This is a genomic window from Epibacterium sp. ABV4_022 (genome assembly GCF_056159345.1).
Genome location: NZ_JBSWVA010000001.1, coordinates 3,489,252 through 3,511,628 on the forward strand (window position 1 = coordinate 3,489,252; position 22,377 = coordinate 3,511,628).

The 22,377-nt window shown below is 63.4% G+C and carries 20 protein-coding genes; 12 read left to right on the forward strand and 8 right to left on the reverse strand.

Annotated features, from left to right (window positions below; genetic code table 11):
• Positions 1-42: 42 nt before the first annotated feature.
• Positions 43-1,254, reverse strand: a complete 1,212-nt coding sequence (locus ACXAF5_RS16345; RefSeq protein ID WP_474947410.1) for a glycosyltransferase family 4 protein — start codon at positions 1,252-1,254, stop codon at positions 43-45.
• A gap of 207 nt (positions 1,255-1,461) precedes the next feature.
• Here ACXAF5_RS16345 and ACXAF5_RS16350 point away from each other — a divergent pair, with 207 nt between their 5' ends.
• Positions 1,462-2,814, forward strand: coding sequence for an oligosaccharide flippase family protein (locus ACXAF5_RS16350; RefSeq protein ID WP_474947411.1), 1,353 nt, complete (start codon positions 1,462-1,464; stop codon positions 2,812-2,814).
• A 93-nt stretch (positions 2,815-2,907) separates the two neighbouring features.
• On the opposite strand, the gene ACXAF5_RS16355 is transcribed toward ACXAF5_RS16350, so the two are convergent.
• The 4 genes from ACXAF5_RS16355 to ACXAF5_RS16370 all read right to left on the reverse strand — a co-directional run bounded on the left by ACXAF5_RS16355 (position 2,908) and on the right by ACXAF5_RS16370 (position 7,598).
• A complete protein-coding gene (locus ACXAF5_RS16355) occupies positions 2,908-4,182 on the reverse strand; it encodes a GumC domain-containing protein (RefSeq protein ID WP_239323225.1) in 1,275 nt (424 codons plus the stop codon).
• Positions 4,183-4,251: 69 nt separating this feature from the next.
• The gene (locus ACXAF5_RS16360; protein WP_474947412.1) at positions 4,252-5,352 is read right to left on the reverse strand and encodes a CpsD/CapB family tyrosine-protein kinase; all 1,101 of its coding nucleotides are present in this window, start codon (positions 5,350-5,352) and stop codon (positions 4,252-4,254) included.
• Positions 5,353-5,494: 142 nt separating this feature from the next.
• Positions 5,495-6,208: a sugar transferase gene (locus ACXAF5_RS16365; protein WP_239323227.1), complete on the reverse strand. Its 714-nt coding sequence runs from the start codon at positions 6,206-6,208 to the stop codon at positions 5,495-5,497.
• A 361-nt stretch (positions 6,209-6,569) separates the two neighbouring features.
• Positions 6,570-7,598, reverse strand: a complete 1,029-nt coding sequence (locus ACXAF5_RS16370; RefSeq protein WP_474947413.1) for an AraC family transcriptional regulator — start codon at positions 7,596-7,598, stop codon at positions 6,570-6,572.
• Positions 7,599-8,054: 456 nt separating this feature from the next.
• On the opposite strand from ACXAF5_RS16370, the gene ACXAF5_RS16375 reads away from it, so the two are divergent.
• Positions 8,055-8,873 (forward strand): 2-dehydro-3-deoxygalactonokinase, encoded by an 819-nt coding sequence (locus ACXAF5_RS16375; protein WP_474947414.1) that lies wholly within the window; start codon positions 8,055-8,057, stop codon positions 8,871-8,873.
• Positions 8,874-8,969: 96 nt separating this feature from the next.
• Here the strand turns inward: ACXAF5_RS16375 and ACXAF5_RS16380 are convergent, their stop codons facing one another.
• Positions 8,970-9,788 carry a TIGR03084 family metal-binding protein gene (locus tag ACXAF5_RS16380; RefSeq protein WP_474947415.1) on the reverse strand — a complete coding sequence of 273 codons (819 nt, stop codon included), beginning with the start codon at positions 9,786-9,788 and terminating at the stop codon, positions 8,970-8,972.
• A gap of 307 nt (positions 9,789-10,095) precedes the next feature.
• Between ACXAF5_RS16380 and ACXAF5_RS16385 the strand changes: the two genes are divergently transcribed.
• A complete protein-coding gene (locus tag ACXAF5_RS16385) occupies positions 10,096-11,235 on the forward strand; it encodes a hypothetical protein (protein ID WP_474947416.1) in 1,140 nt (379 codons plus the stop codon).
• 102 nt (positions 11,236-11,337) lie between these two features.
• Here ACXAF5_RS16385 and ACXAF5_RS16390 read toward each other — a convergent pair whose 3' ends face one another.
• Positions 11,338-12,471 (reverse strand): THUMP domain-containing class I SAM-dependent RNA methyltransferase, encoded by a 1,134-nt coding sequence (locus ACXAF5_RS16390; RefSeq protein ID WP_474947417.1) that lies wholly within the window; start codon positions 12,469-12,471, stop codon positions 11,338-11,340.
• A gap of 275 nt (positions 12,472-12,746) precedes the next feature.
• Here ACXAF5_RS16390 and ACXAF5_RS16395 point away from each other — a divergent pair, with 275 nt between their 5' ends.
• From ACXAF5_RS16395 to ACXAF5_RS16435, 9 genes are all read left to right on the forward strand, one after another.
• Positions 12,747-14,480, forward strand: coding sequence for an ABC transporter substrate-binding protein (locus tag ACXAF5_RS16395; protein ID WP_474947418.1), 1,734 nt, complete (start codon positions 12,747-12,749; stop codon positions 14,478-14,480).
• Positions 14,481-14,667: 187 nt separating this feature from the next.
• A complete protein-coding gene (locus ACXAF5_RS16400; RefSeq protein WP_474947419.1) occupies positions 14,668-15,744 on the forward strand; it encodes an ABC transporter ATP-binding protein in 1,077 nt (358 codons plus the stop codon).
• Between the two features lie 9 nt (positions 15,745-15,753).
• A complete protein-coding gene (locus ACXAF5_RS16405) occupies positions 15,754-16,827 on the forward strand; it encodes an ABC transporter ATP-binding protein (protein ID WP_474947420.1) in 1,074 nt (357 codons plus the stop codon).
• 6 nt (positions 16,828-16,833) lie between these two features.
• Entirely contained in the window at positions 16,834-17,697 is an 864-nt protein-coding gene (locus ACXAF5_RS16410; RefSeq protein WP_239323236.1) for a carbohydrate ABC transporter permease, read from the forward strand.
• 14 nt (positions 17,698-17,711) lie between these two features.
• A complete protein-coding gene (locus tag ACXAF5_RS16415; RefSeq protein ID WP_239323237.1) occupies positions 17,712-18,509 on the forward strand; it encodes a carbohydrate ABC transporter permease in 798 nt (265 codons plus the stop codon).
• A 1-nt stretch (position 18,510) separates the two neighbouring features.
• Positions 18,511-18,789: a DUF2160 domain-containing protein gene (locus tag ACXAF5_RS16420; protein ID WP_239323238.1), complete on the forward strand. Its 279-nt coding sequence runs from the start codon at positions 18,511-18,513 to the stop codon at positions 18,787-18,789.
• 357 nt (positions 18,790-19,146) lie between these two features.
• The gene (locus ACXAF5_RS16425) at positions 19,147-19,542 is read left to right on the forward strand and encodes a BlaI/MecI/CopY family transcriptional regulator (RefSeq protein WP_239323239.1); all 396 of its coding nucleotides are present in this window, start codon (positions 19,147-19,149) and stop codon (positions 19,540-19,542) included.
• Positions 19,532-20,671, forward strand: a complete 1,140-nt coding sequence (locus tag ACXAF5_RS16430; RefSeq protein WP_474947421.1) for a M56 family metallopeptidase — start codon at positions 19,532-19,534, stop codon at positions 20,669-20,671. The genes ACXAF5_RS16425 and ACXAF5_RS16430 overlap by 11 nt, the downstream gene beginning before the upstream one ends.
• A 95-nt stretch (positions 20,672-20,766) precedes the next feature.
• Positions 20,767-21,429, forward strand: coding sequence for a GntR family transcriptional regulator (locus ACXAF5_RS16435; RefSeq protein WP_474947422.1), 663 nt, complete (start codon positions 20,767-20,769; stop codon positions 21,427-21,429).
• Positions 21,430-21,433: 4 nt separating this feature from the next.
• On the opposite strand, the gene ACXAF5_RS16440 is transcribed toward ACXAF5_RS16435, so the two are convergent.
• Entirely contained in the window at positions 21,434-22,360 is a 927-nt protein-coding gene (locus ACXAF5_RS16440) for a carbohydrate kinase family protein (RefSeq protein WP_474947423.1), read from the reverse strand.
• Positions 22,361-22,377 lie beyond the last annotated feature (17 nt).

The following is a 22,377-nucleotide window of genomic DNA, read 5'->3' on the forward strand; positions in this document are numbered from 1 at the left end:
CGCGCTCTTCAGACGCTGCCCACCGGCATCGGGCACCACGCCTCAGGCGTCTGCCTTGATCGCCTCGGCAAAATGTGCGGCCAGCTTGCCTGCTTCATGATCGATGTCATGGCGTTGCAACACCCGCTCCCGTGCGGCACGGCCGAGGCGTTCCAACCCGCTGTGCGGTGTGTTGGCCAGATCCACCAGCGCCTGCGCCAGCGCATCGACATCCCCCGCAGGCACCAGCCAGCCGGTCTCTCCCGGCTGCACCAGCTCGGGCGTGCCGGCGACATAAGTGGCCAGCACCGGGCGCGCGGAGGCCATCGCCTCCATGATCACCATCGGCAGCCCCTCCGCAAACGAGGGCATGACCAGCGCATGCGCCGCCTCCAGCTGCGCCCGGACCTCCGCCTCGGTGAGCCAGCCGGTGAGTGTCACATGCGCAGACAGATCGAGACGCGCGATCTCGGCTTCCAGCGCCCCGCGCATGTCGCCGTCGCCCACCAGCGCCAGATGCAGGTCCGGGACCTGCCGCACGGCGCGCGCCAAGGCCTGCACCAGCAACATCTGCCCCTTTTGTTCGACGAAACGGCCAATGCAGATCAGCCTGACCGGCCCCTCAGGCAGCGGCTTGGGCGCGGCAAAACGGTCCGGTTCGATGCCACAATGGACCACCTTGATCCGCGACCAGGCGCCAAAGGACGCCCAGCGGCTCAACTGGCTGCGGCCAAAACTGGAGATCGCCACGGAGAACCGGGCACTGTCGACCTTTTGTCCCAGCGCAAGGCTGTGGGGGGCGTCGAATTCCTCCGGCCCATGGGTGGTGAAACTGTAACCCGGTGCCCCCAGCGCATGCGCCAGCACGGAAACCGTGGTGGCATTGGTGCCAAAATGGGCGTGTAGATGCGCGCACTGCTGCCGGTCGCAGATCCGGCGCACCATCGCCGCTTCCAGCAGATAGATGAGGGCACGCCACCGCGCCCCGCTGATGTGCCCCAGTCGCAACGCCAGCCGCACCGCGCGCCAGCAGCGCCGCGGCGCGCGCGGAACATATGCCAGAAACGCCCAGAGCAGACGCGCCGCCCCGAACCGCAGGATATACTGGCACCGCTCCGCCTCTGCGCGGTCCCCCGGGTCCGTCAGCTCTTGTGTCCCCGGGCGCATCGGCAGGCGCACCACCTCGATGCCGCGGCGCTCCAGCGCATGGATCTCACGCCGAATGAAGCTCTGGGAGGGCTGCGGATAGGTGTTCAGCACATATGCAATCTTCACGCGTCGGTCTTTCCTTGCCTGTCTTAGCGCCAAGACTAGGCGTTTCACCAGGTTTTGCCCAGCATCCCTGACCGCCTCTGGCAGCAAAAAAGGTCAGCCTCATCGCACTTTAGCACAGAACCCCGCCGGACAGCCGCATCGCAATTGACCTCGCCCGCCGCGCCGCCTAGCCTGCAGCCGATCCGCAACCACATGCTCTGGACCTCGATGAAAACCGCCTTGACTGGCCAAAGCCTGATGGCACGTGTCGTGAGATCGACCTCGTGGATCATCCTCGGTTTCGGCACCGGGCAGGTGTTACGCCTCGCCTCCAATCTTGCCCTGACCCGGCTGCTCTTTCCCGAAGCCTTCGGCCTGATGGCGCTGGTCACCGTGATCATCATCGGGCTGTCGCTGTTTTCCGACATGGGCGTGTCCAATGCGATCGCGCAGAACCCGCGCGGCGACGATCCTGATTTCCTCGACTCCGCCTGGACCGTGCAGATTTGCCGCGGCGGTCTCCTCTGGGTGCTGACCGGCGTGCTCGCCCTGCCGGCGGCGGCCTTCTACAACGCGGACGAACTGGCCTATTGCCTGCCCATCGCCGGTTTCAGCCTGGCCCTGCAGGGGTTCACCCCAACCCGGGTGGAAACCGCCTATCGCCACCTCATGGTCGGGCGGGTGACCGCAATAACCCTGGCGGCGCAGGTGTTCGGCATCGCCAGCATGGTCGCCCTGGCGATCCTGACCCAGTCGGTCGTCGCGCTGGCCATCGGCAGCGTCCTGCAGGAAGCGGCCCGTCTTGCCTTGGCCCATCTCGCCCTGCCCGGACGCAAGAACCAGTTTCGCTGGGAGCCCGCCGCCACCAAGGAACTGATCGGAATGGGCAAGTGGATCTTCCTGTCCACCGCCTGCTTTTTCCTGACCACCCAGGGCGACCGCGCCATTCTCGGCAAATATCTGACGCTCGAGGCGATGGGGATCTACAACATCGCCTTCTTCCTGGCCAGCTTTCCCGTGCAGCTCGGTCAGGACGTCAATCAGCGTCTGATGATCCCGGTCTATCGCGACAAACCCGCGCGCGAGAACCCGCACAACCGGCGCAAACAGCGACAGCTGCGGTTTGTCCTGACCGCGGGTATCCTGTCCATGCTGTGGCTGATGGCCTGGATCGGTCCCTGGCTTGTCGACCTGCTCTATGATGCGCGCTATGACGACGCCGGTGCGATCATCGTGCTTCTTGCCGCCAGCCTGGCGCCCTCGATCATCGTGCTGACCTATGACCGCGCCGCGCTGGCCGCCGGCAATACCAAAGGGTTCTTTTTCTACACCGCCACCCGGGCCATGCTGCAAACGGCGCTGTTTCTCCTCGGGATGACCCAGTTCGGCCTGATCGGCGGTATCGCAGCGCTCGGGCTTGCCGTGGTCTTCTCCTACCCGGTTCTGATGCGCCATACCCGCCCCTATGCCGCACAGGATCCGCTGCACGATATCGGCTTTCTGTCGGCAAGCCTGATCATCTGCGGCGGCGCATTGGCCTATCACTGGGATCAGATCAGTTCGGTTCTGCTTCAGATGTAGCCCTTGTTCAGGCGCTCGCCGCCACGCGCCACATGCCCCGTCAGCCCGGCAACCGCAGGCACCGTCGCATCAGGCCGGATCACTTGGCGGGTGTCAGGTCTTGGGTGCAGCCCGGGCCACTGTGGTGCGCGCCCGCAGCAACCGCGTCAGCAGCCCGCGACGGCGGGGCTCCAGCACGGGGATGGAGACCACAGGCGACAGGCCGGTTTCGCGCGTCATCTGCGCACTGGTCCGCAGCACCGGGTGACGCAGATCCAGCAGGAATGCGACCACAACCCCAAGGATGAGGCTCACCAGCCCCCCCTTCAGCGCTGTTGCCTTGCGCCCGCTCCCCACCGCGTAATCCGGCAGCGAGGCGGCCTCAATCACGGTCAGCCGTTCGCCCTGGCGCGACGCCTCAAGACGAAAGCCCACCTCGGCCTCGGCCCGCCGCTGCGTCATGATCTCCAGCTCGGATTGCATCTGCTCCATGCGACGGTCGTAATTGGCCAGTTGGCGATCCACTTCCGGCGTCAGTTCCAGTGACGCCTCAAGCACCTCGCGCCGCTCTTCCAGCAGCCGGCGTTGCGCCTCGAGCGCTTCCTGCTTGGCTTCGGTTTCGGCCTGGATCCGGCGGGCATACCCCTCGCGCTGCGTTGCGACCGCCTCTTCCGCGGCCTTGCGCATCTGGATCTCTTCGCGCGCCAGCTCCAGCAGGCTCTCGTTGATCGCGGCGATCTCGGCACCGCGCATCTCGATCGCGCCCGGCAGGGTCACGGCATTGGCATACCGGAAATCAGCCACTTCCTCTTCCAGCGCCGCGATCCGGTCGATCAGCGCTTTTTCCTTCTCGGTAAAGAAGGTCAGCGTTTCCTGCGCCTGCTCCAGCCGGGTGGATTGGCTCAGCGCGATCGTGCGCCGCGAAAACTCGCGCGCAACCGCCTGGGCCTGTTCCCGCGTCGGCATCACCGCGGTGATCGTCAGAACCGAGATCGCGCCGTCATCCGACATGCCTTCGCGCGCCGCCGCCGTGCCGGTCAGGGTCACCGACTGGCGCACCAGCGGTACGATTTCGGACGCCAGCAACCCCGGGCGATCCGCATAGAGGTTCAGCTGGTCAACGATTTCGAGAATGGTGCCCCGCGCCATCAGACGCTGCTCGATCAGCTGGATGCGCCTGGCGGAGGACCCGTCGACGGTAGAGCGCGCCAGTTCACCGGCGATCTTGGGCCGGGTGATCTGGATCACCTCGGTGCTGGAATAGACCTGTTCCTGCGACAGCGCGATCCAGAGCGATGCCACACACCCCAGGAACGTGACCAGCAGGATCACCCCCGCGCGGCGGCGCAGAAGGTCCAGAAAGTCCGAGAGTGAATAAATCGAAGCCATGGGTCCGTGTTTCTAATGTTCGCATTCAAAGCCGCCGCAAGCCCGGCTGCGGGAATGCCGTCCGTGTGTTCAGTCCGTACTGTTCAATCCGTCGCCGTTGCGCGCCCGGTTCAGGACCACGCCCAGCAGCTGGGTGTGACCCGCCAGCATTTTCTCGCAGGCGCGCAGATGGCGCGCTGTCGTCTGCTCTGCATCCGAGACCAGCAGCACCCCATCGACCTGCGGCAGAAAGGCCGCCACATCATCGTTCTGAAGCACCGGCGGCATGTCAAACAGCACGACATCGGCGCAGGTGCGGCGGATCATGTCGGTTATCGTGGCGGCGCAGGTCGCTTCGTGCAGCACTTCGGCGGCATTATAACAGGCGGAGGTGTTCAGCCCCAGTGCCAGACTGTCTCCGGCCGCAACCAGATGATCCTCCAGCCGCAATTCGCCGCGCAGAAACCCGGGCATATCCCCGCTGTAGAGCGCCGCGCGCTCCAGGCCCAGCGACTTGGCCACCCCCGGGTTGCGCAGGTTCATGTCCATCAGCACCGTGCGGCTGCCGGGCACGCGCGCCAGACTGAGAGCCAGGTTGGCCGCGGTGAAACTGGCACCACATTTGGCGGTCGGGGCACAGATCGCCACGCGTTTCCACCCGTGGTCGCGCAAGGTGTGCAACATCCGGGTCCGCAGCAGGTCAAAGGCGCGCGCGGTGGGCGAGGTGCGAAAATAATCCACCAGCGGCAAGCGGCTGCGGCGCCGTCCCAGCCCGGTGATCTCTACCTGACGCATGACCAGCCAGGGATCCGGCAATGGGGCCGGCAAGGCGGGCTCCTGCTCGATCTGAAAGATCGGGGGGATGCTGCGCTCCGGCGGCGGCATGACAGATGGCTGCGGCGTTGGTTTGGCTGCCGATTGTGGTCGTTTGGGAACCACTTTCGCCGGTGGGCTGTCGACGTCCTCGACCTTGACCGGCTCTGACAGCGCAGCCGCCTCCCGTGGCGGGGTCGCGGGCGCTGCGTCGCTCGGCGCCGCGACCGGGTCCTGTTGGATGTCCGGTGCGCCCGGATCGGCAGGCAGGTCCTGTGCAGGAGAAACCCGCGACGCGTCCGACCGCAAAGGATCGGCCGCAGGCGTGTCCTCACGCTTGCGGCGTCGCCGAAATTTCTTGAACCCCTGGTCCGTCATCTGCTCGCTACTATCCTGTTCTCCACCGAATGTGGGTACTGATCGTTGGCTATTGTGATCAAGACTATCTTTCACGCAACACCTTTACGATTTCACCTACATTTCACGACACTGCGCCAAAACGCCCCTGCGCGAGACCCGCTCAGCACCCGGTGCGGCGCAGGATGACGGGTAACGTCATGATCAGGATGTGCAGATCGCGGACCAGCGACACCTCACGGCAATAGGCTTCGTCGATCACGGCCCGCTGGCGGAAACTGGTGGCATTGCGGTCCCCCACCTGCCACGGGCCGGTGATCCCCGGACGCAGCGTGTAATAGCTGTCGGGCTTGCCATAGAGCGACAGCTGGTCGACCATCATCGGCCGCGCGCCGACCAGGCTCATGTCGCCGGTCAGCACGTTCCAAAGCTGTGGCAGCTCGTCCAGAGAGGTCGCGCGCAGGAAACGTCCGACACGGGTAATCCGCGGATCATCCTGCAGCTTCTGGGTTTCGTCCCATTCACGGCGCAGCGCAGGATCCTCGCGCAGCACCCGCTCCAGCATGCCTTCGGCGTCGCGCACCATGGTCCGGAGCTTCAGGATATGGAACACCCGCCCGCCCTGGCCGATCCGCTTCTGCCGATAGAACGGCAGCCCGCCCTCGACCCAGAGGGCCAAGGCGCAGATGATCACCAGCGGCAGGACAAATGGCAGCCCAAGCAGCACGATGGTGACGTCCAGCACGCGTTTGCCGAACTTCACGTAGACGCCATGGTCATAGTCATAGGATGCGTCCCGGAATGCCGAGGCCAGCGCCATATCCGGCAAGTCCCCGACCCCTGCAACTGCGACCGCCCCACGATCCAGCGTTTTCATAGTCTAACCCCCAATATAACTCGCACACGGTCGTGGCCTGGATCAGGCGACAAGCGATACTCTTTAAACCCCTTGAGCATCATCCTGTCTGGTCCATCTGCTCCCCATCCGATGGACCGCTGTGATCGACAGTGCGCCAGAAGCACATCCGTGCCTCCAAACTCTGTCTATAAACTTACTGTATTTGACAAAAAATCGATGTAAATCTGATCGAAGGGTTACCAACCCCTACCTTTTGGCGCTTCCTACGCCGTTCGGGGAAACAGTCCAACCCTTCCGCCGAAATTGTATACGAAAGAGCATCAGCGCGATCCTTTCTTGCCACACAGAATCAGGATCAGCGATGTGAACGGCACAGAAATCAAGGCGATTTTGTGGCAGCGCTGCGATAGCTTCCGGGACTCTGGTCGGTCCAGCGGCGGAACGCATCGTTAAAGCTGCTGAGGCTCGAATAGCCGAGCAGAAAGGAGATCTCGGACAGCGATTTCTCGTTCTGCCGCAGGTAGCGCAACGCCAGCGATTTGCGCACGCCCTCCAGAATGGCAAAGAAACTGGTGCCCTCGCTGGCGAGTTTGCGCGACAGCGTCCGCTGGCTCATGTCCAGCAGCTCCGCGACCTTGGCGAGGCTGGCCTCTCCGTCCGACATGCCATCCATGATCAGCCGTTCCACGGTAATCGACAGGGAATTCTGGGCCAGCGTGTCAACGCGTTCCAGCAGTTCCGCATGCTCCATGAGCAGGCGCAGCAAGCCAGGGTCCGCGCTTTGCAGGGGCTGATCCAGGTCGCGCTCGCGATAGCAGATCCGGTTCACCCGCGCCCGATACCCCGGCGCCACGCCAAGACCCGAACGGGCCACCTGGGCCGGGACATGTTCGGAATGCATGAAGTCCACCTGCACCGGCGACACTAGCCCACCGCTCAGCTCCTTGAGCGTGCGGATCAGGAACGCGGCGGTGAACTCGCTCCAGTGCCGCAAATTCAGTTGCCCCTGGGCGCCGTAGTCCCACTGCAGATCCGCATATCCCGCGGCGGGTCCAAATGGCGCGCCCGGAAGGATGATCCGGAATTGCCCGCTCAGGCGGGTGAGAGTCTGAAGCGCTTGTCGCAGCGTCGAGGAGGCTCCGATGGCATATCCGGTCAGCCCCGCTTCGCGCAGGGCGCAAGCCCGCGCCAACGTGTAGCCGATGTCCGGCGCGGCGAGCAGGTCTTCGGCCGCGTCCAGAACCATGGCGTGTTCATGGACGGGCAAGGCCTGCACCACAGCGGACCCGCGATCGGAAGACGTGGCCTCCTGCTGCAACGATGCAAGTACATTGTACCCTTTGCCCGCCGCGTATCGCGCAAGCAGCGCGATGAAGGCCCCCCCGTTTGGGGCAAAGACATCACTCATGACACGCCTCCCGCAGGCCGGGAGATCCCGCGTCGCGGATGAGGTGTACTCAGGCCGCCGATCTCGTTTCGACGCTTGTCCAATACGGCAGTTCTTCCCATTGCTGGACCTCACACAGACGCATCTCCTAGAAATTAAGATGCGTTAACACATTTCAAAAACTTACATAGTCCATAGAGCCGCAGAGAGGGAAAAGATCCCAACTGTTGCGCAGAAGGCAAAGTTTCGCGCTCTGATTGCGGGGCCTTCGGGCACCCATGCTACGCTTATTTCGTCCGGCAGCGGGATCTAGCCTCAGATTACCCAAAACTCTAAAATTTTTAGCAATGCATTGGTCTAATTCAGCGAACCAAAGGTATAGTCAGACTAAACCGAGGATTGTGACACCCTGCGATTGTGTTTTTTCAAAAAACACGGCATCTGTACCGGCAAAGTTCCAGATGCCCGGGGTCGCTCATGTCCGCCACACCGCCCACCTCACCTTGGATCGCCTTTGATCCCCACCACAGCCCGCCGCGCGCCTGGACGATCGACGGCGATCAGCTGAATGTGGCGGCAACGGAGGTGTCCGACCTCGACGCCGCGCTGGCGCTTGCCCCCGGCGCGCCGCTGATCACCTGCGGCGCAGAGGGCGCGCAGGCGGTGCCGGTCCCGGCCAAACCGGCTGATCTGCCCGCCCGTGCCACCGCGCATGCAAGCGGGCGAGTCCGGAGCATGTCACCGCTGTCGCAGGCGCAGCCGGATCTGCGCCTCACCGGATCGGTCTGCCGCATCGATGGTTTTCTCAGCCTGAACCCGTCTTGGGATGGTGTGATCTGCGTGCCGGGCCCCGTTGCCACCGATTGGGTCCTGATCAGCGCCTCGGAAATCGTGAGTTTCATCAGTTTCGCAAGCTGGCCGTTGATTGCCAGCATGTGCCCCGCGGCACAGCCAGGGGACGCGGCTGATGTTGCCGCGCAGACCGAGCCGCTGCAGGATGTGCTGTCCAAACCGGAAACCCTGGCCTTGCGCCTGGCGGAAATCCGGTCCCAGCAGGCTGCCGCGCGGCTCTCCGACGCCGCTGCGCTGGGACGGACCTGGGGCGCGGTACTCGGGGCCGAACTGGCCGCCGCAAGGTCCTATTGGCTGGGGCAGAACATGGCCCTGATCGCCCCCCCAGACTTTGCCGCGCCCTACCTCAAAGCCTTCGAAAGCCAGTATATCCCGGTGACGCAGGCTGATGAGGCGCGCATGACGCTGGCTGGCCTGGTGCGCGCCTATCACCGCAGCACCTGACGCGGGGCACGCCCATCTCGCCCTGATGCCCCCCCCTGTGTGCGGCGCGGCGTCCCTAGGCGCGACCGATACGGTGTCGGACGGAATGGCCCGCTCTCAGGCTCCGCGCTGGCCCTGCCCGGCCATGGCATAACGGGTGCCCGGTGCAGGTGGGGTCTCCGGCGGTCCGGCAAAACACTGCGCCTGCGCCATCCAGGCGCCTGCGGTGGCGCCGGTCACGCGCAATCCGGTATCCGCCAGATTGCGGACTTGCGTCACCACCTGCGCAAACTCCACCGCCTGCCCCTCGATTCGATTGGCCTCATCCGGCGCATTCCAGCTCCAGACCTCTCCCGATGGTGCCTCCAGACGCACCTGGGGCGGCACCGGCGGCACCGCCTGTCCCCGCACCTGAAAGCTCCAGCCGAAGGTGACAACACCCAGATGCACGATATTCCGGATCCGATCGCTTTCGGGTCGCGTCGCCCCCAGCAGGTCAAAGATCGCCTGCCCATGCGCCCAGGTTTCCATCTGGCGCGCAGTCACCGCGCTCAGGGCGCTCATGTCCGGACCAACCCAGCACACCCTGGATTTCGGATCCGCCTGCGCGAACGCATCGGCGAGCTGTTCGCTGCCCTGCATCCAGGCCTCAAACAGCGCCGCCCCGCCAAGCCCGTTCAACCAGGGCCGCTGCAAGCTCAGAATGCTCTGCCCCGCATCCAGCCCTTCCAGCGCCGGACCCATCATGGTGTGAAATGCCGACGGCCCCTCCAGCGCGGCGGCAGCAGCGGCGTTGAAGAAATGCAGATGACCAAGCACGTCCTCGACGGTCCAGCGCTTGAACTGGGTCTGCATGCCATAGATCTCTTGCGGCTGGCGAGCGATACAGGCCGCCAGCACACGGCTTTCTTCGCGAAAATCCTCGGCTTGCCTCATTGCCCCTCCCGGCAGGTGTCAGCCCCGTTGCCGCCCTACCCTCAACAGCGACGCGAATCCTTGCAAGCCACCGTGTGACTGGTGACGCAACGGAAACAATGAGCATGTCGCCGCCACACCGTCGAGGATGCGACCCCCGAAAAGGGCGATTTTGTATAAAAATTGAGAAAATTTGGAGGCACCCTCCCCCGCCTTTCTATTCTGGCGCCATGCGGTCAGCCAGTGCCACCCGTCCCGGTATGAGGGAGCGGTATGCTGGCCCCCGTGTGGTGGAAGTGAGTAAATCAGATTTGAGGGGATGGTGGCCATGACATGGTTCTCATTTGGCTGGGGGAAATCCTACAGCTTTGGCGGAAAGTCGCATTTCGGGGGCAAGTTCAGCAGCTGGAACAACCACGGCTGGAACTACGACGCGTGGTCCGGCTGCGGCGGACGCACGAAATCCTGGCGCGATCACGATGATGACGACCGGGATGACGACAAATTCGGCTGGCACTTCGGACGCGACAAGCATCAGCGCGACGACGATGATGACGACGGGCGCGACTGCGACGATGATGATCGCGGCGGACGCTGGGGGCGCCATCGTGACCGGGACGACGATGACGACCGCGGCGGGCGTGGTCACAAATGGTGGGACCGCGACGATGACGACGACCGCGGCGGACGTGGACACAAATGGTGGGACCGCGACGACGATGATGATCGCGGCGGACGCGGGCACAGATGGTGGGACCGCGACGACGATGACCGTGGCGGCTGCGGTCGGGATGACGACGACGATGATGATGACGGCGACACGGGCGGTGATACTGGCGGTGATACGGGGGGCGACACCGGTGGGGACACAGGTGGCAATGGCGGCAAGGTCACCATCGACTTCACCCTCGGCGACAGCCAGCAGCTGACGTTTGAGGTCAGCCAGACCGAGCAGGGTCAGCTGTTCTTCAAGGTGGTGCCGACCTCCTGGGACAGCGAAGAAACCGACATCGACGGCATCTTCATGAACCTGACAGACGACGAAACCGCCGAAGGGTTGAACATTCACCCCGATGACAACGCGATCCCGCTGACCAATACAGAGGTCGATCCCAACGCGGTGAACTCCCTGGCAGATGGCACCACCCTGTCGGAGACCTTCGACATCGGGCTTCAGTTCGGCCAGACGCCCGACAGCACCGATGGCTATGTCGACAACCTGTCCTTCACGCTGTGGTCCGACAATGGCCCGCTGTCGCTGGAAGACGTCGACCTGAGCCGCATCGCGCTTGTCACCGGTCTGGACAGCGACTCTCCCGAGGTCATCGTCGGCGGCTACGACGATCCGGATACGTCCGAAGACGAGACGGCCAACCTCGACGACGTCATGGCGCTCATGTCGCAGGAGGTCTCGGACGAGGACGACACCACCGCAGAAGAAGAAGACGAACTGCTCGAAATGGTCTGACCCGATCACGATCCGACACAGGCTTTGGGGCGCTCGCGGGCGCCCCATTTGCATTTGTGCGGCAGGCGCCGTGCCCCGTGCCCTCCGACATAAAACCTGCGCCTAGGGCAGCGGGTCGGTCCGGAATAGGCGCACTTTCAGCCCCCCATGGGCGATCGGCGCGCCCAGCGGCAGAAAGGGCAGTCCCGTCGCCCTCGCCAACTGGGTGTCGCTGGTCACCAGCCCGACACGCCAGCCGGAGAACCGGGTCTTCAGAACCTCGCCCAGCGCGCCATAGACCGCATAGAGCTGTTTCTTGTTGCCGATCCGCGCGCCGTAGGGCGGGTTGACGATGACCAGTCCCGCCGGCCCCTCCGGGCGCTCAAGGTCGCTCACCGCCGCATGGCCAAAGCGACACAGGTCCGACACGCCCGCGCGCTCCGCGTTTTGCGTTGCCATCTCCACCGCCCCTGCGTTGCGATCAGATCCATGGTGGCGCAGCTCGGAATTCCGCGGCGCCGGCAGCTGCGCCTTGAGCGCCTGCCAGACGTCAGCATCAAAATTGGCAAACCGCTCAAAGGCAAACGGCCGCCCCCGCCCTGGCGCCAGACCCCGCGTGATCTCTGCCGCCTCGATCACAAAGGTGCCGGAGCCGCACATCGGGTCCAGCACCGGCTCCTGGCCGTCATAGCCACAGGCCCGCAGCATCAGCGCCGCCAGGGTTTCCCGCATCGGCGCCTTGCCCACCGCGACCTTGTGGCCGCGCTTGTGCAGCCCCTCGCCAGAGGTATCGACGCTGAAGATGCAGGTATTGTCGTCGATGCGAACCTTCACCGTCACCGGCTCGGCCTGATCCCCCTCACCGGCGATCGGCGCGCCCAGCTCCTCGGTGATTGCGGTCTCGATCCGCTGGGTGGCAGCGCCGGCGTGATAGATCTTGGATTTCCGGTTTGTGACCACTTCGACCCGGACCGGCACATCCGGCCGCAGCACCTCGCCCCAGGGGAATTTGCGCGCGCGTTTGTCCAGCTGCGCCAGATGAAACGCCCGGAAGGACCCGATCCGGGCCAGCACTCGTGTCGCCCCCCGCAAATACAGGTTGGCACGATACACATCCTGCCAGGTCCCCTCAAAGGCAACCCCGCCGGGCACCTGCCGGGGATTGGCAAATCCGGCCGCGCGGGCCTCCTGGCACAGGGGTGTTTCCAACCCGGGCGGGGCGATGAGGAATATTTCAAATGGAGCATCTGCAGTCATGACGGCTCTCATAGCCGGAATCACGGCGCTTCAACATCCCCAAAAACCGGTCGCAACACGGAGTGGCAAAGCGGCGTCTGGTCCGCAAAACCCCGCGACCGGCGGATTACCGCAGTTCAACGGCGCGGCGCAGGTTGAAAAAAATCACATTTATTTTCAGAGCCCTACAAGATTACTAAAAAATTAGTTTGACAATTCCCCGCCATCAGTGAACCCTCTTTGCCAGTTGGATGCGCAAAAAACATCCGACCTTACAGACTTTAGGGAGGAGAAAGATGCGGAAGTATCTTTTGACCGCAGTTGCAGCTGGTGCTGTGATTGCGGCAACGGGTTCGTATGCCGATGAGGCAGCAGCCCAGAAATGGATTGACGAGGAGTTTCAACCCTCGGTCCTGACCAAGGACGAACAGCTTGCAGAGATGCAGTGGTTCATCAAAGCTGCCGAGCCCTATGCGGGCATGGAGATCAACGTGCTCTCCGAAGGCATCCCGACGCACAGCTACGAATCCGAAGTGCTGACCAAGGCGTTCGAGGAAATCACCGGCATCAAGGTGAACCACCAGATCCTCGGTGAGGGCGAAGTCGTTCAGGCGGTGCAGACCCAGATGCAGACCAAGCGGAACCTCTATGACGCCTATGTCAACGATTCCGACCTGATCGGCACCCACTCGCGCCTGCAGCTCGCCTACAACCTCAGCGACATGATGGAAGGCGAGTTCAAGGATGTGACCAACCCCGGTCTCGACCTTGACGACTTCATGGGCACCCAGTTCACCACCGGCCCAGATGGCGACCTCTACCAGCTGCCCGACCAGCAGTTCGCCAACCTCTACTGGTTCCGCAAGGACTGGTTCGACCGCGAAGACCTGAAGGCGGCCTTCAAGGAGAAATACGGCTACGAGCTGGGCGTTCCGGTCAACTGGTCCGCCTATGAGGACATCGCCGAGTTCTTCTCCGAGGATGTCAAGGAAATCGACGGCACCGCGATCTATGGCCATATGGACTACGGCAAACGTGCGCCGGACCTGGGCTGGCGGATGACCGATGCCTGGCTGTCGATGGCCGGTGCGGGCTCCAAGGGTGAACCCAACGGTGTTCCGATCGACGAATGGGGCATCCGCATGGAAGAAGGCACCTGCAACCCGGTGGGCGCAAGCGTCACCCGCGGTGGGGCTGCCAACGGTCCGGCGGCGGTCTATGCGATCCGCAAGTGGGACGAATGGCTGCGCAAATACGCGCCTCCGGGTGCCGCGTCTTATGACTTCTACCAGTCCCTGCCGGCACTCGCGCAAGGCAACGTCGCCCAGCAGATCTTCTGGTACACCGCCTTCACCGCCGACATGGTGAAGCCGAAGTCCGAAGGCAACAACACCGTCGACGACAACGGCACGCCGCTGTGGCGGATGGCGCCCAGCCCGCATGGCCCCTACTGGGAAGAAGGCCAGAAGGTCGGCTATCAGGACGTGGGCTCCTGGACCTTCCTCAACTCCACCCCGATCGACCGCGCACAGGCAGCCTGGCTCTATGCGCAGTTCGTGGTGTCGAAAACCGTCGACGTGAAGAAGTCCCATGTGGGTCTGACCTTCATCCGCGACAGCTCCGTCAACCACGAGAGCTTCACCGAACGGTCCGAAAAACTCGGCGGTCTGGTGGAATTCTACCGTTCGCCTGATCGCACCGCATGGTCCCCGACCGGCATCAACGTGCCGGACTATCCCAAGCTGGCGCAAATCTGGTGGCAGCAGATCGGTGACGTGAACTCCGGTGCCTTCACCCCGCAGGAAGCGATGGACCGGTTGGCCTCTGAAATGGACATCACCATGTCCCGCATGCAGCGCGCTGACGAACAGGCAAATGTCTATGGCGGCTGTGGCCCGCGTCTGAACGAAGAAAAAGACGCGGAGTGGTGGTACGCCAATGGCGGCGCCAAGCCGAAACTGGAGAACGAAAAGCCGCAAGGCCAGACCGTGAACTACGACGAGCTGGTCGCCCGCTGGGCCGCGAACTGATCTCCCTGGGGTCCTTCCCCTGACCTGCCGGGCCTGATCATCGGGCCCGGCCCCACCTGCCCCGGCTGTTCGGCCTTTCTGCAACAGCGGCCCGCCGGCCGGGGTTTTTCCTTCGAACCTCTCGAAACACAGATTGCCCCGCGCACGCCCTCGACGTGAGCGCAGGGCCGGAAAGTTCCAAACCACCATGGCACTCGAACTCAGATCCGTGACCAAGCGCGTGGGCGGTGATCTCCATATCAAGGAGACGTCCCTGACGCTCGAACCCGGTCACTTCAACGTCCTTCTGGGCGCCACCGGGTCGGGAAAGACCTCTCTTATCAAGATGATGGCCGGGCTTGACCCGATTGCCTCCGGTTCTGTCCTGATGGACGGGCAGGATGTGACCAGCCTCAGCACGCAAAAGCGCAACATCAGCCTCGTGCATCAGTTCTTCATCAACTATCCGCATATGACGGTCTACGACAACATCGCCTCGCCGCTGAAGGTTGCCGGCATGGCCAAGTCGGAACTGGACGACCGCGTGCAGGAAGCCGCAAAGATCCTGCAACTGACCCCGATGCTGCACCGCCGCCCGCATGAGCTTTCTGGTGGCCAGCAGCAGCGCACCGCGCTGGCGCGCGCCATCGCCAAGGAAAGCCGCGCCGTGTTCCTGGATGAGCCGCTGGCGAACCTCGACTACAAACTTCGCGAGGAGCTGCGCGACCAGCTGCCCGAACTCTTTGCAGGTCGTGGTGCCGTGGTGGTCTATGCCACCTCCGAACCCGAAGAGGCGCTGCTTCTGGGTGGCAAGACCGCCCTGATGCGGGACGGGCGCGTGACGCAATTCGGCCCCACCGCCGAGATCTATCGCAACCCCGAAAACGTCGAGGCCGCGCGGGTCTTCTCCGATCCGCCGATCAACACCGCCACCATCACCAAGCAGGGATCTGAGGCCCGTCTGGGCGCAGATGTCAGCTGGACACTCGACGGTGCGGCGGCCGGATTGCAGGACGGCACCTACACCATCGCCATTCGCCCCCACCACGTGGTGCCGGTGGCCGAGGCCGCCGGTCTGGTCAAGCTCAACGGCCGGGTGCAGGTGACCGAGCTTTCGGGCTCCGAAAGCTCCGCGCATTTCGACCTTGCCGCCTGCGGGCAGGAGACCTCCTGGGTGTCGCTCAGCCATGGCGTGCACCCCTACGAGGTCGGCGAACTGCATGATTTCTATATGGATCCCCGGGCGGCTTATGTCTTTGCCCCCGACGGCTCCCGCGTGGCGTGAGGCGATTAGATGGCCAAGATTACCCTGTCCAAACTGCGGCACAGCTACCTGTCCAACCCCAAATCCGACAGCGACTACGCGCTGAAGGAGATCGACCTCGACTGGAACGACGGCGGTGCCTATGCGCTACTCGGCCCCTCCGGTTGTGGCAAATCCACCCTCTTGAACATCATTTCCGGCCTGCTGGTGCCCTCCGAGGGCCAGATCCTGTTTGATGGCAAGGACGTCACCAAACTGCCCCCGGACCAGCGCAATATCGCGCAGGTGTTCCAGTTTCCGGTGATCTACGACACCATGACCGTCTACGACAACCTCGCCTTCCCGCTGCGCAATCGCGGTCGGGACGAGGCCACCGTCGAACAGCGCGTCATGGCGATCGCCGAGATGCTGGAGGTCACCGAAATGCTGGGCCAGAAGGCCGCCGGTCTCAGCCCAGACAACAAGCAGAAGATCTCGATGGGGCGCGGTCTCGTGCGCGAGGACGTCAATGTGGTGATGTTCGACGAACCGCTCACCGTGATCGACCCGCATCTGAAGTGGAAGCTGCGCTCCAAGCTCAAGGAGCTGCACCAGCGCGTCAAGGCGACGATGATCTACGTCACCCACGACCAGACCGAGGCGCTGACCTTTGCCGATCAGGTGGTGGTGATGCAGCTGGGCGAAGTGGTGCAGATCGGCACCCCGGTCGAGCTGTTCGAACGTCCCGCGCATACGTTTGTCGGCCATTTCATCGGCTCGCCGGGCATGAACATCATCCCCTGCTCCTACGATGGCAACGCCAGGATCGAGGGCCAGCCCGTCACCTTGGAAGGTCCCGTACGCGGCACGCCCACCGGCCAGACCGAAATCGGCATCCGCCCGGAGTTTGTCTCGCTGTCCGACAGCGGCCTGCCCGCCACGGTCACCAAGGTTTCCGATGTGGGCCGCCACACGGTCGTCGAATGCGACTGCCTCGGCCACAAGGTGAACGCCGTGATCGAGGAAGGCGCTGCACCGCAAAAGGGCGACAGCACCCACCTCGCCTTCCGCCAAGACCAGACCCGGCTTTATGTCGACGGCTGGCTCGCCACTGACCCGGAGTAACAGCAAATGAAAACCGAAAACCAAAAAGCATGGTTCTTTGTGCTGCCGGTCCTGCTGCTGGTGGCCTTCAACGCCCTGATCCCGATGATGACCGTCGTCAACTACTCCGTGCAGGAGACCTTTGGCGACAACGTCTTCTTCTGGCAGGGCCTGGACTGGTTCGAACAGATCCTGCGCTCGGACCGCTTTCACGCGGCCTTGGGACGGCAGTTCCTGTTCACCTTCCTGATCCTCATCATCGAGGTGCCCTTGGGCATCGCCATCGCCCTGTCGATGCCACGCAAAGGCTTCTGGGTGCCGGTCTGCCTTGTGCTGATGGCACTGCCGATGCTGATCCCATGGAACGTGGTCGGCGCGATGTGGAACATCTTCACCCTGCCCGACATCGGCCTTCTGGGGTACTTCCTGAATCACACGCTGGGCATCAACTACGACATGACGCAGGACCCGATCGCCGCCTGGGTGACCATCGTCACCATGGACGTCTGGCACTGGACCTCGCTTGTGGTGCTCCTGTCCTATGCCGGTCTCGTATCGATCCCCGATGCCTACTATCAGGCGGCCAAGATCGACGGCGCGTCCAATTGGTCGGTGTTCCGCTACATCCAGCTACCGAAGATGAAGACCGTCCTCACCATCGCGATCCTGTTGCGGTTTATGGACAGCTTCAACATCTACACCGAGCCCTTTGTGCTCACCGGCGGTGGCCCCGGCAACTCCACCACGCTCTTGTCGATTGATCTCGTGAAAATCGCCCTTGGTCAGTTCGACCTCGGCCCCGCCGCCGCGATGTCGCTCATCTACTTTGCAATCACGCTTCTGGTCAGCTGGCTGTTCTACACGCTGATGACCAAAGACGATCAGAACTAAGGGAGGGACCTGATATGCAGAAACGTTCCATCGTCCCCATCGTCTATATCCTGTTCCTCATGCTGCCGATCTACTGGCTGGTGGCGATGAGCTTCAAGACAACCAATGAAATCCTCTCCGGCTTCTCGCTGTTTCCGCAGACCTTCACGCTGGAGAACTACAAGGTGATCTTCACCGATCCCAGCTGGTACTGGGGCTACATCAACTCGATCCTCTACGTGTCGATCAACACGGTGATCTCGGTCTGCGTGGCGCTTCCGGCAGCCTATGCCTTCTCGCGCTACCGCTTTCTGGGCGACAAGCAGCTGTTCTTCTGGCTGCTCACCAACCGGATGGCGCCGGCGGCGGTCTTTGCCCTGCCCTTCTTCCAGCTCTATTCCGCCGTGGGTCTCTTTGACACCCATCTCGCGGTGGCGCTGGCGCATTGCTTGTTCAATATTCCGCTGGCGGTCTGGATCCTCGAAGGCTTCATGGGCGGCGTGCCCAAGGAACTGGACGAGACGGCCTATGTGGACGGCTATTCCTTCCCGCGATTCTTCGTGTCGATCTTCCTGCCCGCCATCAAGGCCGGCGTCGGCGTCGCGGCCTTCTTCTGCTTCATGTTCTCCTGGGTGGAACTCCTGCTGGCCAAGACCCTGACGGCAGTTGCGGCAAAACCCATCGCCGCCACCATGACCAAGACGGCCTCATCTGCGGGCTACGAATTGGGCCTGCTGGCGGCAGCGGGCACGTTGACCATCATTCCGGGCGCGATCGTGATCTATTTCGTCCGCAACTACATCGCGAAGGGCTTCGCGATGGGGAGAGTTTGATATGCTGAGCTGGATGGCCTGGACCTGGCCCACCGCCCTTGTGTTCATCGGGATCTTTTCCGCCATCGGCGTGCTGATCCTGCTGGAAATCCGCACCCCCGGCGGCGATGCCCGCAAGGGTGTCCTCGGCCTCACCACCACACGAGGGGACCGATTGTTCATCACGCTGCTGGGCACCTCCTACATCTTCCTGGCCTGGCTGGGCCTGATCGGAACGCCACTCTGGATTCCGCTTGGTCTGGCGATCGCCTGGGGCATCTTCTGCTTCTGGAAGGTCTAGAGGACCCGCGGGTCAAGGGGGCCGCAGGCCCCGCCCAACGGGCGGCTCGCCCTTGACGCGCCATTCCAAACACACTCAAGAACGGTCCTGAGGGCACACCTGCCCCTCAGGACCATCTCAGCAAACCCTCACTGCTTCGCCTCTCACGCGCCCTGCGCGGTCCGGCCATCCCCTCTCCTGAGACGTAGAATCGGCGTGCGGAAGCGCACAATTTTACACCCCGGCGCCGCTCCGCCACGCATCTTCTAAAAAAATAGTTTTCGCAGGCGTCGAAATCCCCTAACCTGATCCCGATCATAACGCGATCTCCGCGGCTTCTCCCCGGTTGCGGCACCGCAAAAGCAAAGCTTGGACATTATGCGCAAGAAACAAGACCACTCTCTGCTGACCGAGGTCGAACTTGAGTTCATGACCGTGGTTTGGGATCTGGGTCAGGGTTCCGTGCGCGACATCCTTGCCGAGCTGAACAAGGTCCAAGAGCGCGCCTATACATCCGTCGCCACTGTTCTCAAGATCATGGAACAGAAGGGCTTCCTGACCAGTGAACGGGTCGACCGATCACTGGTCTATCGCCCGGCGATCCCAAAGGCGGATTATCAAAAAACATCGCTCAAGAACCTGTCGAGCAAACTCTTCAACGGCGCACCCGCTGCCCTCGTGGCCCGGCTCGTCGATGACGAGGACATCACCGATGACATGCTCGTTGAAATGCGTGCCTTGCTGAACGAAAGGCTGGGGGACAATGAAAGCTGATGCGCTTCTGAACGCTTATATCGACCTCAATCTGCTGGTATGCGCCGGCGCGCTGCTGTGGCTCGTCGCGCGGGCCGGATTGCGGCGCACCTCCCTGGCGACTGTCTATGGCCCGCAATTGCGATTGCTGAACGGCATGACCGTGCTGCTGGCCGTCATGCCCGGCCTCGTGCTGGTGCTGAACGCCAGCGGGCTGGGGCATCCGCCCACCCTCTCCGATGTTCTGGTCTCGCAATACCTGCAAGGCAACGTGAGCATGTCCGCCTCCCGCTTTGAAACCCTGATCGGCCTGCGCGAGGATCTGATCCGCACGCTCAGCGCCGGCAGCGCGATCTGGAGCCAGATCGCGGTGGTTGCACTGGTCAGCGGCACCATGATCTCCGGCGCGCTGCTGGTCCGGGCCGTGATGCGCCTGCGCCGCGCCCTGGCCTCCGCCTACCACTGGAAACGCATCGGCCGGGTCGAGCTCTTGCTCAGCGACCACACCGCGGTGGCCTATTCCACCCGGGGCCTGCGCCGGCTCTATGTGGTGCTGCCCACCGCCCTGCTGAACGACCCGCTGGATCTGCGCCTGACCTTGGCGCATGAGCTGCAGCATTTCCGCCAACGCGATGTCGAGACCGCCTTTTTGATGGAATGCCTGCGGCCGCTGCTGTTCTGGAACCCGGCCTTTTACCTCTGGCGCCGCGACATGCGTGCGGTGCGCGAATTCGCCTGCGACCAGGCCCTCAGCGCCCGGTCCCGCTTTGATCTGCGCAGCTATTGCGAATGCCTGATCCGCTCCACCGAACGGGCGCGCAAGACCCCGATCTACCTGAGCCCCCGCAGCCCCTCGGTGGCGCTGCTGCAACGGCGCGAGATCCATAGCGCCCCGATCCTTGCCCGCCGCATCATCGCGGTCACCGAACAGCGCCCCGATGGGCCCCAGCATCTGGTCTGGACCGGCGTCGCCGCCGCCATCGCCTGCGCCGTGATCGCCACCGCCTTCCTGATCCAGCGCCCCGGGGACTGGAGCCACGACCGCATCATGCTGTCGACCATCGTGAACCTGGAACGCATGGCCCATCGCAGCGCCGCGCAAACCACGGTTTCGGCGCTCAATGGCGGCTTTGTCACCTCCTCGGACTGACCCGCAACAGCGCTCAGGATTTCTCAACCGCACGCGCCAAACGTTTTGCTCCGGACGGTCTTCCTCGCTATGAACCGGTCGAGGAGACCTGCGACATGAAGCTTCAGCCCATCGATATTTCGAAAACCGCCTCTGCCGCGTCGATCGTGTTCGACGCGCTGCGCAAGGCCATCATCGAAGGCGAGCTGGAAGAGGGCACCCCCCTGCGGCAGGATGAAATCGCGCGTTTGTTCAACACCAGCCGCATCCCTGTGCGTGAGGCGATTTCACGGCTGGAGGAAAAGGGTCTGGTGACCTCGCAGCGGTTCAAGGGCGCGGTGGTTGCCGGCCTGCATCTGGACGAGCTGCGCGAGATCTTCGAATACCGCGCCCTGATCGAACCCGAGGTGATCCGCCGCGCCGTGCCAAACATGGATGCAAGCACGCTCGAAGAGGCGAAGTCCTTCTTTCAGGGATTGAATACCACCCAGGACCCGCTGGCCTGGGGGGATCTGAACCGCAGCTTTCATGAACGGCTCTATCGCGCCTCGGGCCTGCCCTACCACGAGGACGCGATTGCCAAGGCGATGGACCGGGTGGATCGCTATCTGCGCGCCGCGCTGGTCCGGTCCGGCAATGTCGCCAGATCCAACGCGGAACATCTGGCGATCTGGCAGGCCTGCGCCGCCGGCGAGGCCGATCAGGCGGCCGAACTGACCCGCGACCACATCATGCAATCTTGCGCCGGACTGGTCCGCAACATGACGGGTCAGGGCTAGTGGTCTAAAGCTCGGTGGCCCAGGGCGGGTTGGCCCCGGCCCGCGCCACCGTGATGGCCGCCACCCGCGCCCCATGCGCCAGAGCCAGCTTCAGCGCGTCGGGCGCAAGCTGGCGCAGCGCCTCCTTGGTCATCAGCCCCTGTTCGTCCAGCCGCGCCATGACGCCGGCGTTGAACGTATCCCCGGCCCCGACCGTATCCACCACCTCTGCCGGCTCGGCGGCGACCTCGACGGTCTCGCCGCCCGGCAGCACGCCGATGGCTCCCTCGGCGCCTTTGGTGACCAGCACCACCGCCGGTCCAAGCGCTTGCAAGGCGCGGGCCTGCGACAGGAGGCCATCCTGCTCCGGCAGGATCCAGGCCAGGTCCTCGTCCGAGACCTTGACCATATCCGCTTGCGCCAGCATCGCCATCAGCCGCGCCCGGTAGCGCTGTTCATCCGGCGCAAACCCCGGCCGGATATTGGGATCCATCACCACCGCACGGCTGCTTCCGTCCCGCTCCAGGAGCGTTGCGTAGGTATCCGCACAGGGTTCGCAGGCCAGGCTGATGCCGCCAAAGAACAGGGCTCCCACATCCGACTGCACCACCGGCAGCGCCGCAGCTGCGATCATGCGCCCAGCCGTGTTTTCGTCATAGAAGGCGTATTTTGCATGGCCGTTTTCCAGCTTCACAAACGCCAGCGTTGTCGGCAGGTCAGAGCGGATCAGATACTGCGTTCCCACCCCGCTCTGCCCCAGAGCCGCATCAAGCTGCGCCCCAAACAGATCGGTCGACACCCCGCTGAGGAGCGCCGTTGACCGCCCCAGCCGCCCCAGCGCAACGGCGGTATTGAACACCGCCCCGCCCGAATGGGGCACAAAAGCCTCCTGGCCATCCAGAGTTTTGTTGGGGATCATGTCGATCAGCGCTTCACCGCAGCAAAGGATCATGGCGTCGTCCTGTCATT

What these genes read in the sequence shown, in the direction of transcription:
- ACXAF5_RS16350 (WP_474947411.1), top strand. Translation starts at nt 1,462, where the DNA reads ATGAAAACCGCCTTGACTGGCCAAAGCCTGATGGCACGTGTCGTGAGA.
- ACXAF5_RS16355 (WP_239323225.1), bottom strand. Translation starts at nt 4,182, where the DNA reads ATGGCTTCGATTTATTCACTCTCGGACTTTCTGGACCTTCTGCGCCGC.
- ACXAF5_RS16360 (WP_474947412.1), bottom strand. Translation starts at nt 5,352, where the DNA reads ATGACGGACCAGGGGTTCAAGAAATTTCGGCGACGCCGCAAGCGTGAG.
- ACXAF5_RS16365 (WP_239323227.1), bottom strand. Translation starts at nt 6,208, where the DNA reads ATGAAAACGCTGGATCGTGGGGCGGTCGCAGTTGCAGGGGTCGGGGAC.
- ACXAF5_RS16370 (WP_474947413.1), bottom strand. Translation starts at nt 7,598, where the DNA reads ATGAGTGATGTCTTTGCCCCAAACGGGGGGGCCTTCATCGCGCTGCTT.
- ACXAF5_RS16375 (WP_474947414.1), top strand. Translation starts at nt 8,055, where the DNA reads ATGTCCGCCACACCGCCCACCTCACCTTGGATCGCCTTTGATCCCCAC.
- ACXAF5_RS16380 (WP_474947415.1), bottom strand. Translation starts at nt 9,788, where the DNA reads ATGAGGCAAGCCGAGGATTTTCGCGAAGAAAGCCGTGTGCTGGCGGCC.
- ACXAF5_RS16385 (WP_474947416.1), top strand. Translation starts at nt 10,096, where the DNA reads ATGACATGGTTCTCATTTGGCTGGGGGAAATCCTACAGCTTTGGCGGA.
- ACXAF5_RS16390 (WP_474947417.1), bottom strand. Translation starts at nt 12,471, where the DNA reads ATGACTGCAGATGCTCCATTTGAAATATTCCTCATCGCCCCGCCCGGG.
- ACXAF5_RS16395 (WP_474947418.1), top strand. Translation starts at nt 12,747, where the DNA reads ATGCGGAAGTATCTTTTGACCGCAGTTGCAGCTGGTGCTGTGATTGCG.
- ACXAF5_RS16400 (WP_474947419.1), top strand. Translation starts at nt 14,668, where the DNA reads ATGGCACTCGAACTCAGATCCGTGACCAAGCGCGTGGGCGGTGATCTC.
- ACXAF5_RS16405 (WP_474947420.1), top strand. Translation starts at nt 15,754, where the DNA reads ATGGCCAAGATTACCCTGTCCAAACTGCGGCACAGCTACCTGTCCAAC.
- ACXAF5_RS16410 (WP_239323236.1), top strand. Translation starts at nt 16,834, where the DNA reads ATGAAAACCGAAAACCAAAAAGCATGGTTCTTTGTGCTGCCGGTCCTG.
- ACXAF5_RS16415 (WP_239323237.1), top strand. Translation starts at nt 17,712, where the DNA reads ATGCAGAAACGTTCCATCGTCCCCATCGTCTATATCCTGTTCCTCATG.
- ACXAF5_RS16420 (WP_239323238.1), top strand. Translation starts at nt 18,511, where the DNA reads ATGCTGAGCTGGATGGCCTGGACCTGGCCCACCGCCCTTGTGTTCATC.
- ACXAF5_RS16425 (WP_239323239.1), top strand. Translation starts at nt 19,147, where the DNA reads ATGCGCAAGAAACAAGACCACTCTCTGCTGACCGAGGTCGAACTTGAG.
- ACXAF5_RS16430 (WP_474947421.1), top strand. Translation starts at nt 19,532, where the DNA reads ATGAAAGCTGATGCGCTTCTGAACGCTTATATCGACCTCAATCTGCTG.
- ACXAF5_RS16435 (WP_474947422.1), top strand. Translation starts at nt 20,767, where the DNA reads ATGAAGCTTCAGCCCATCGATATTTCGAAAACCGCCTCTGCCGCGTCG.
- ACXAF5_RS16440 (WP_474947423.1), bottom strand. Translation starts at nt 22,360, where the DNA reads ATGATCCTTTGCTGCGGTGAAGCGCTGATCGACATGATCCCCAACAAA.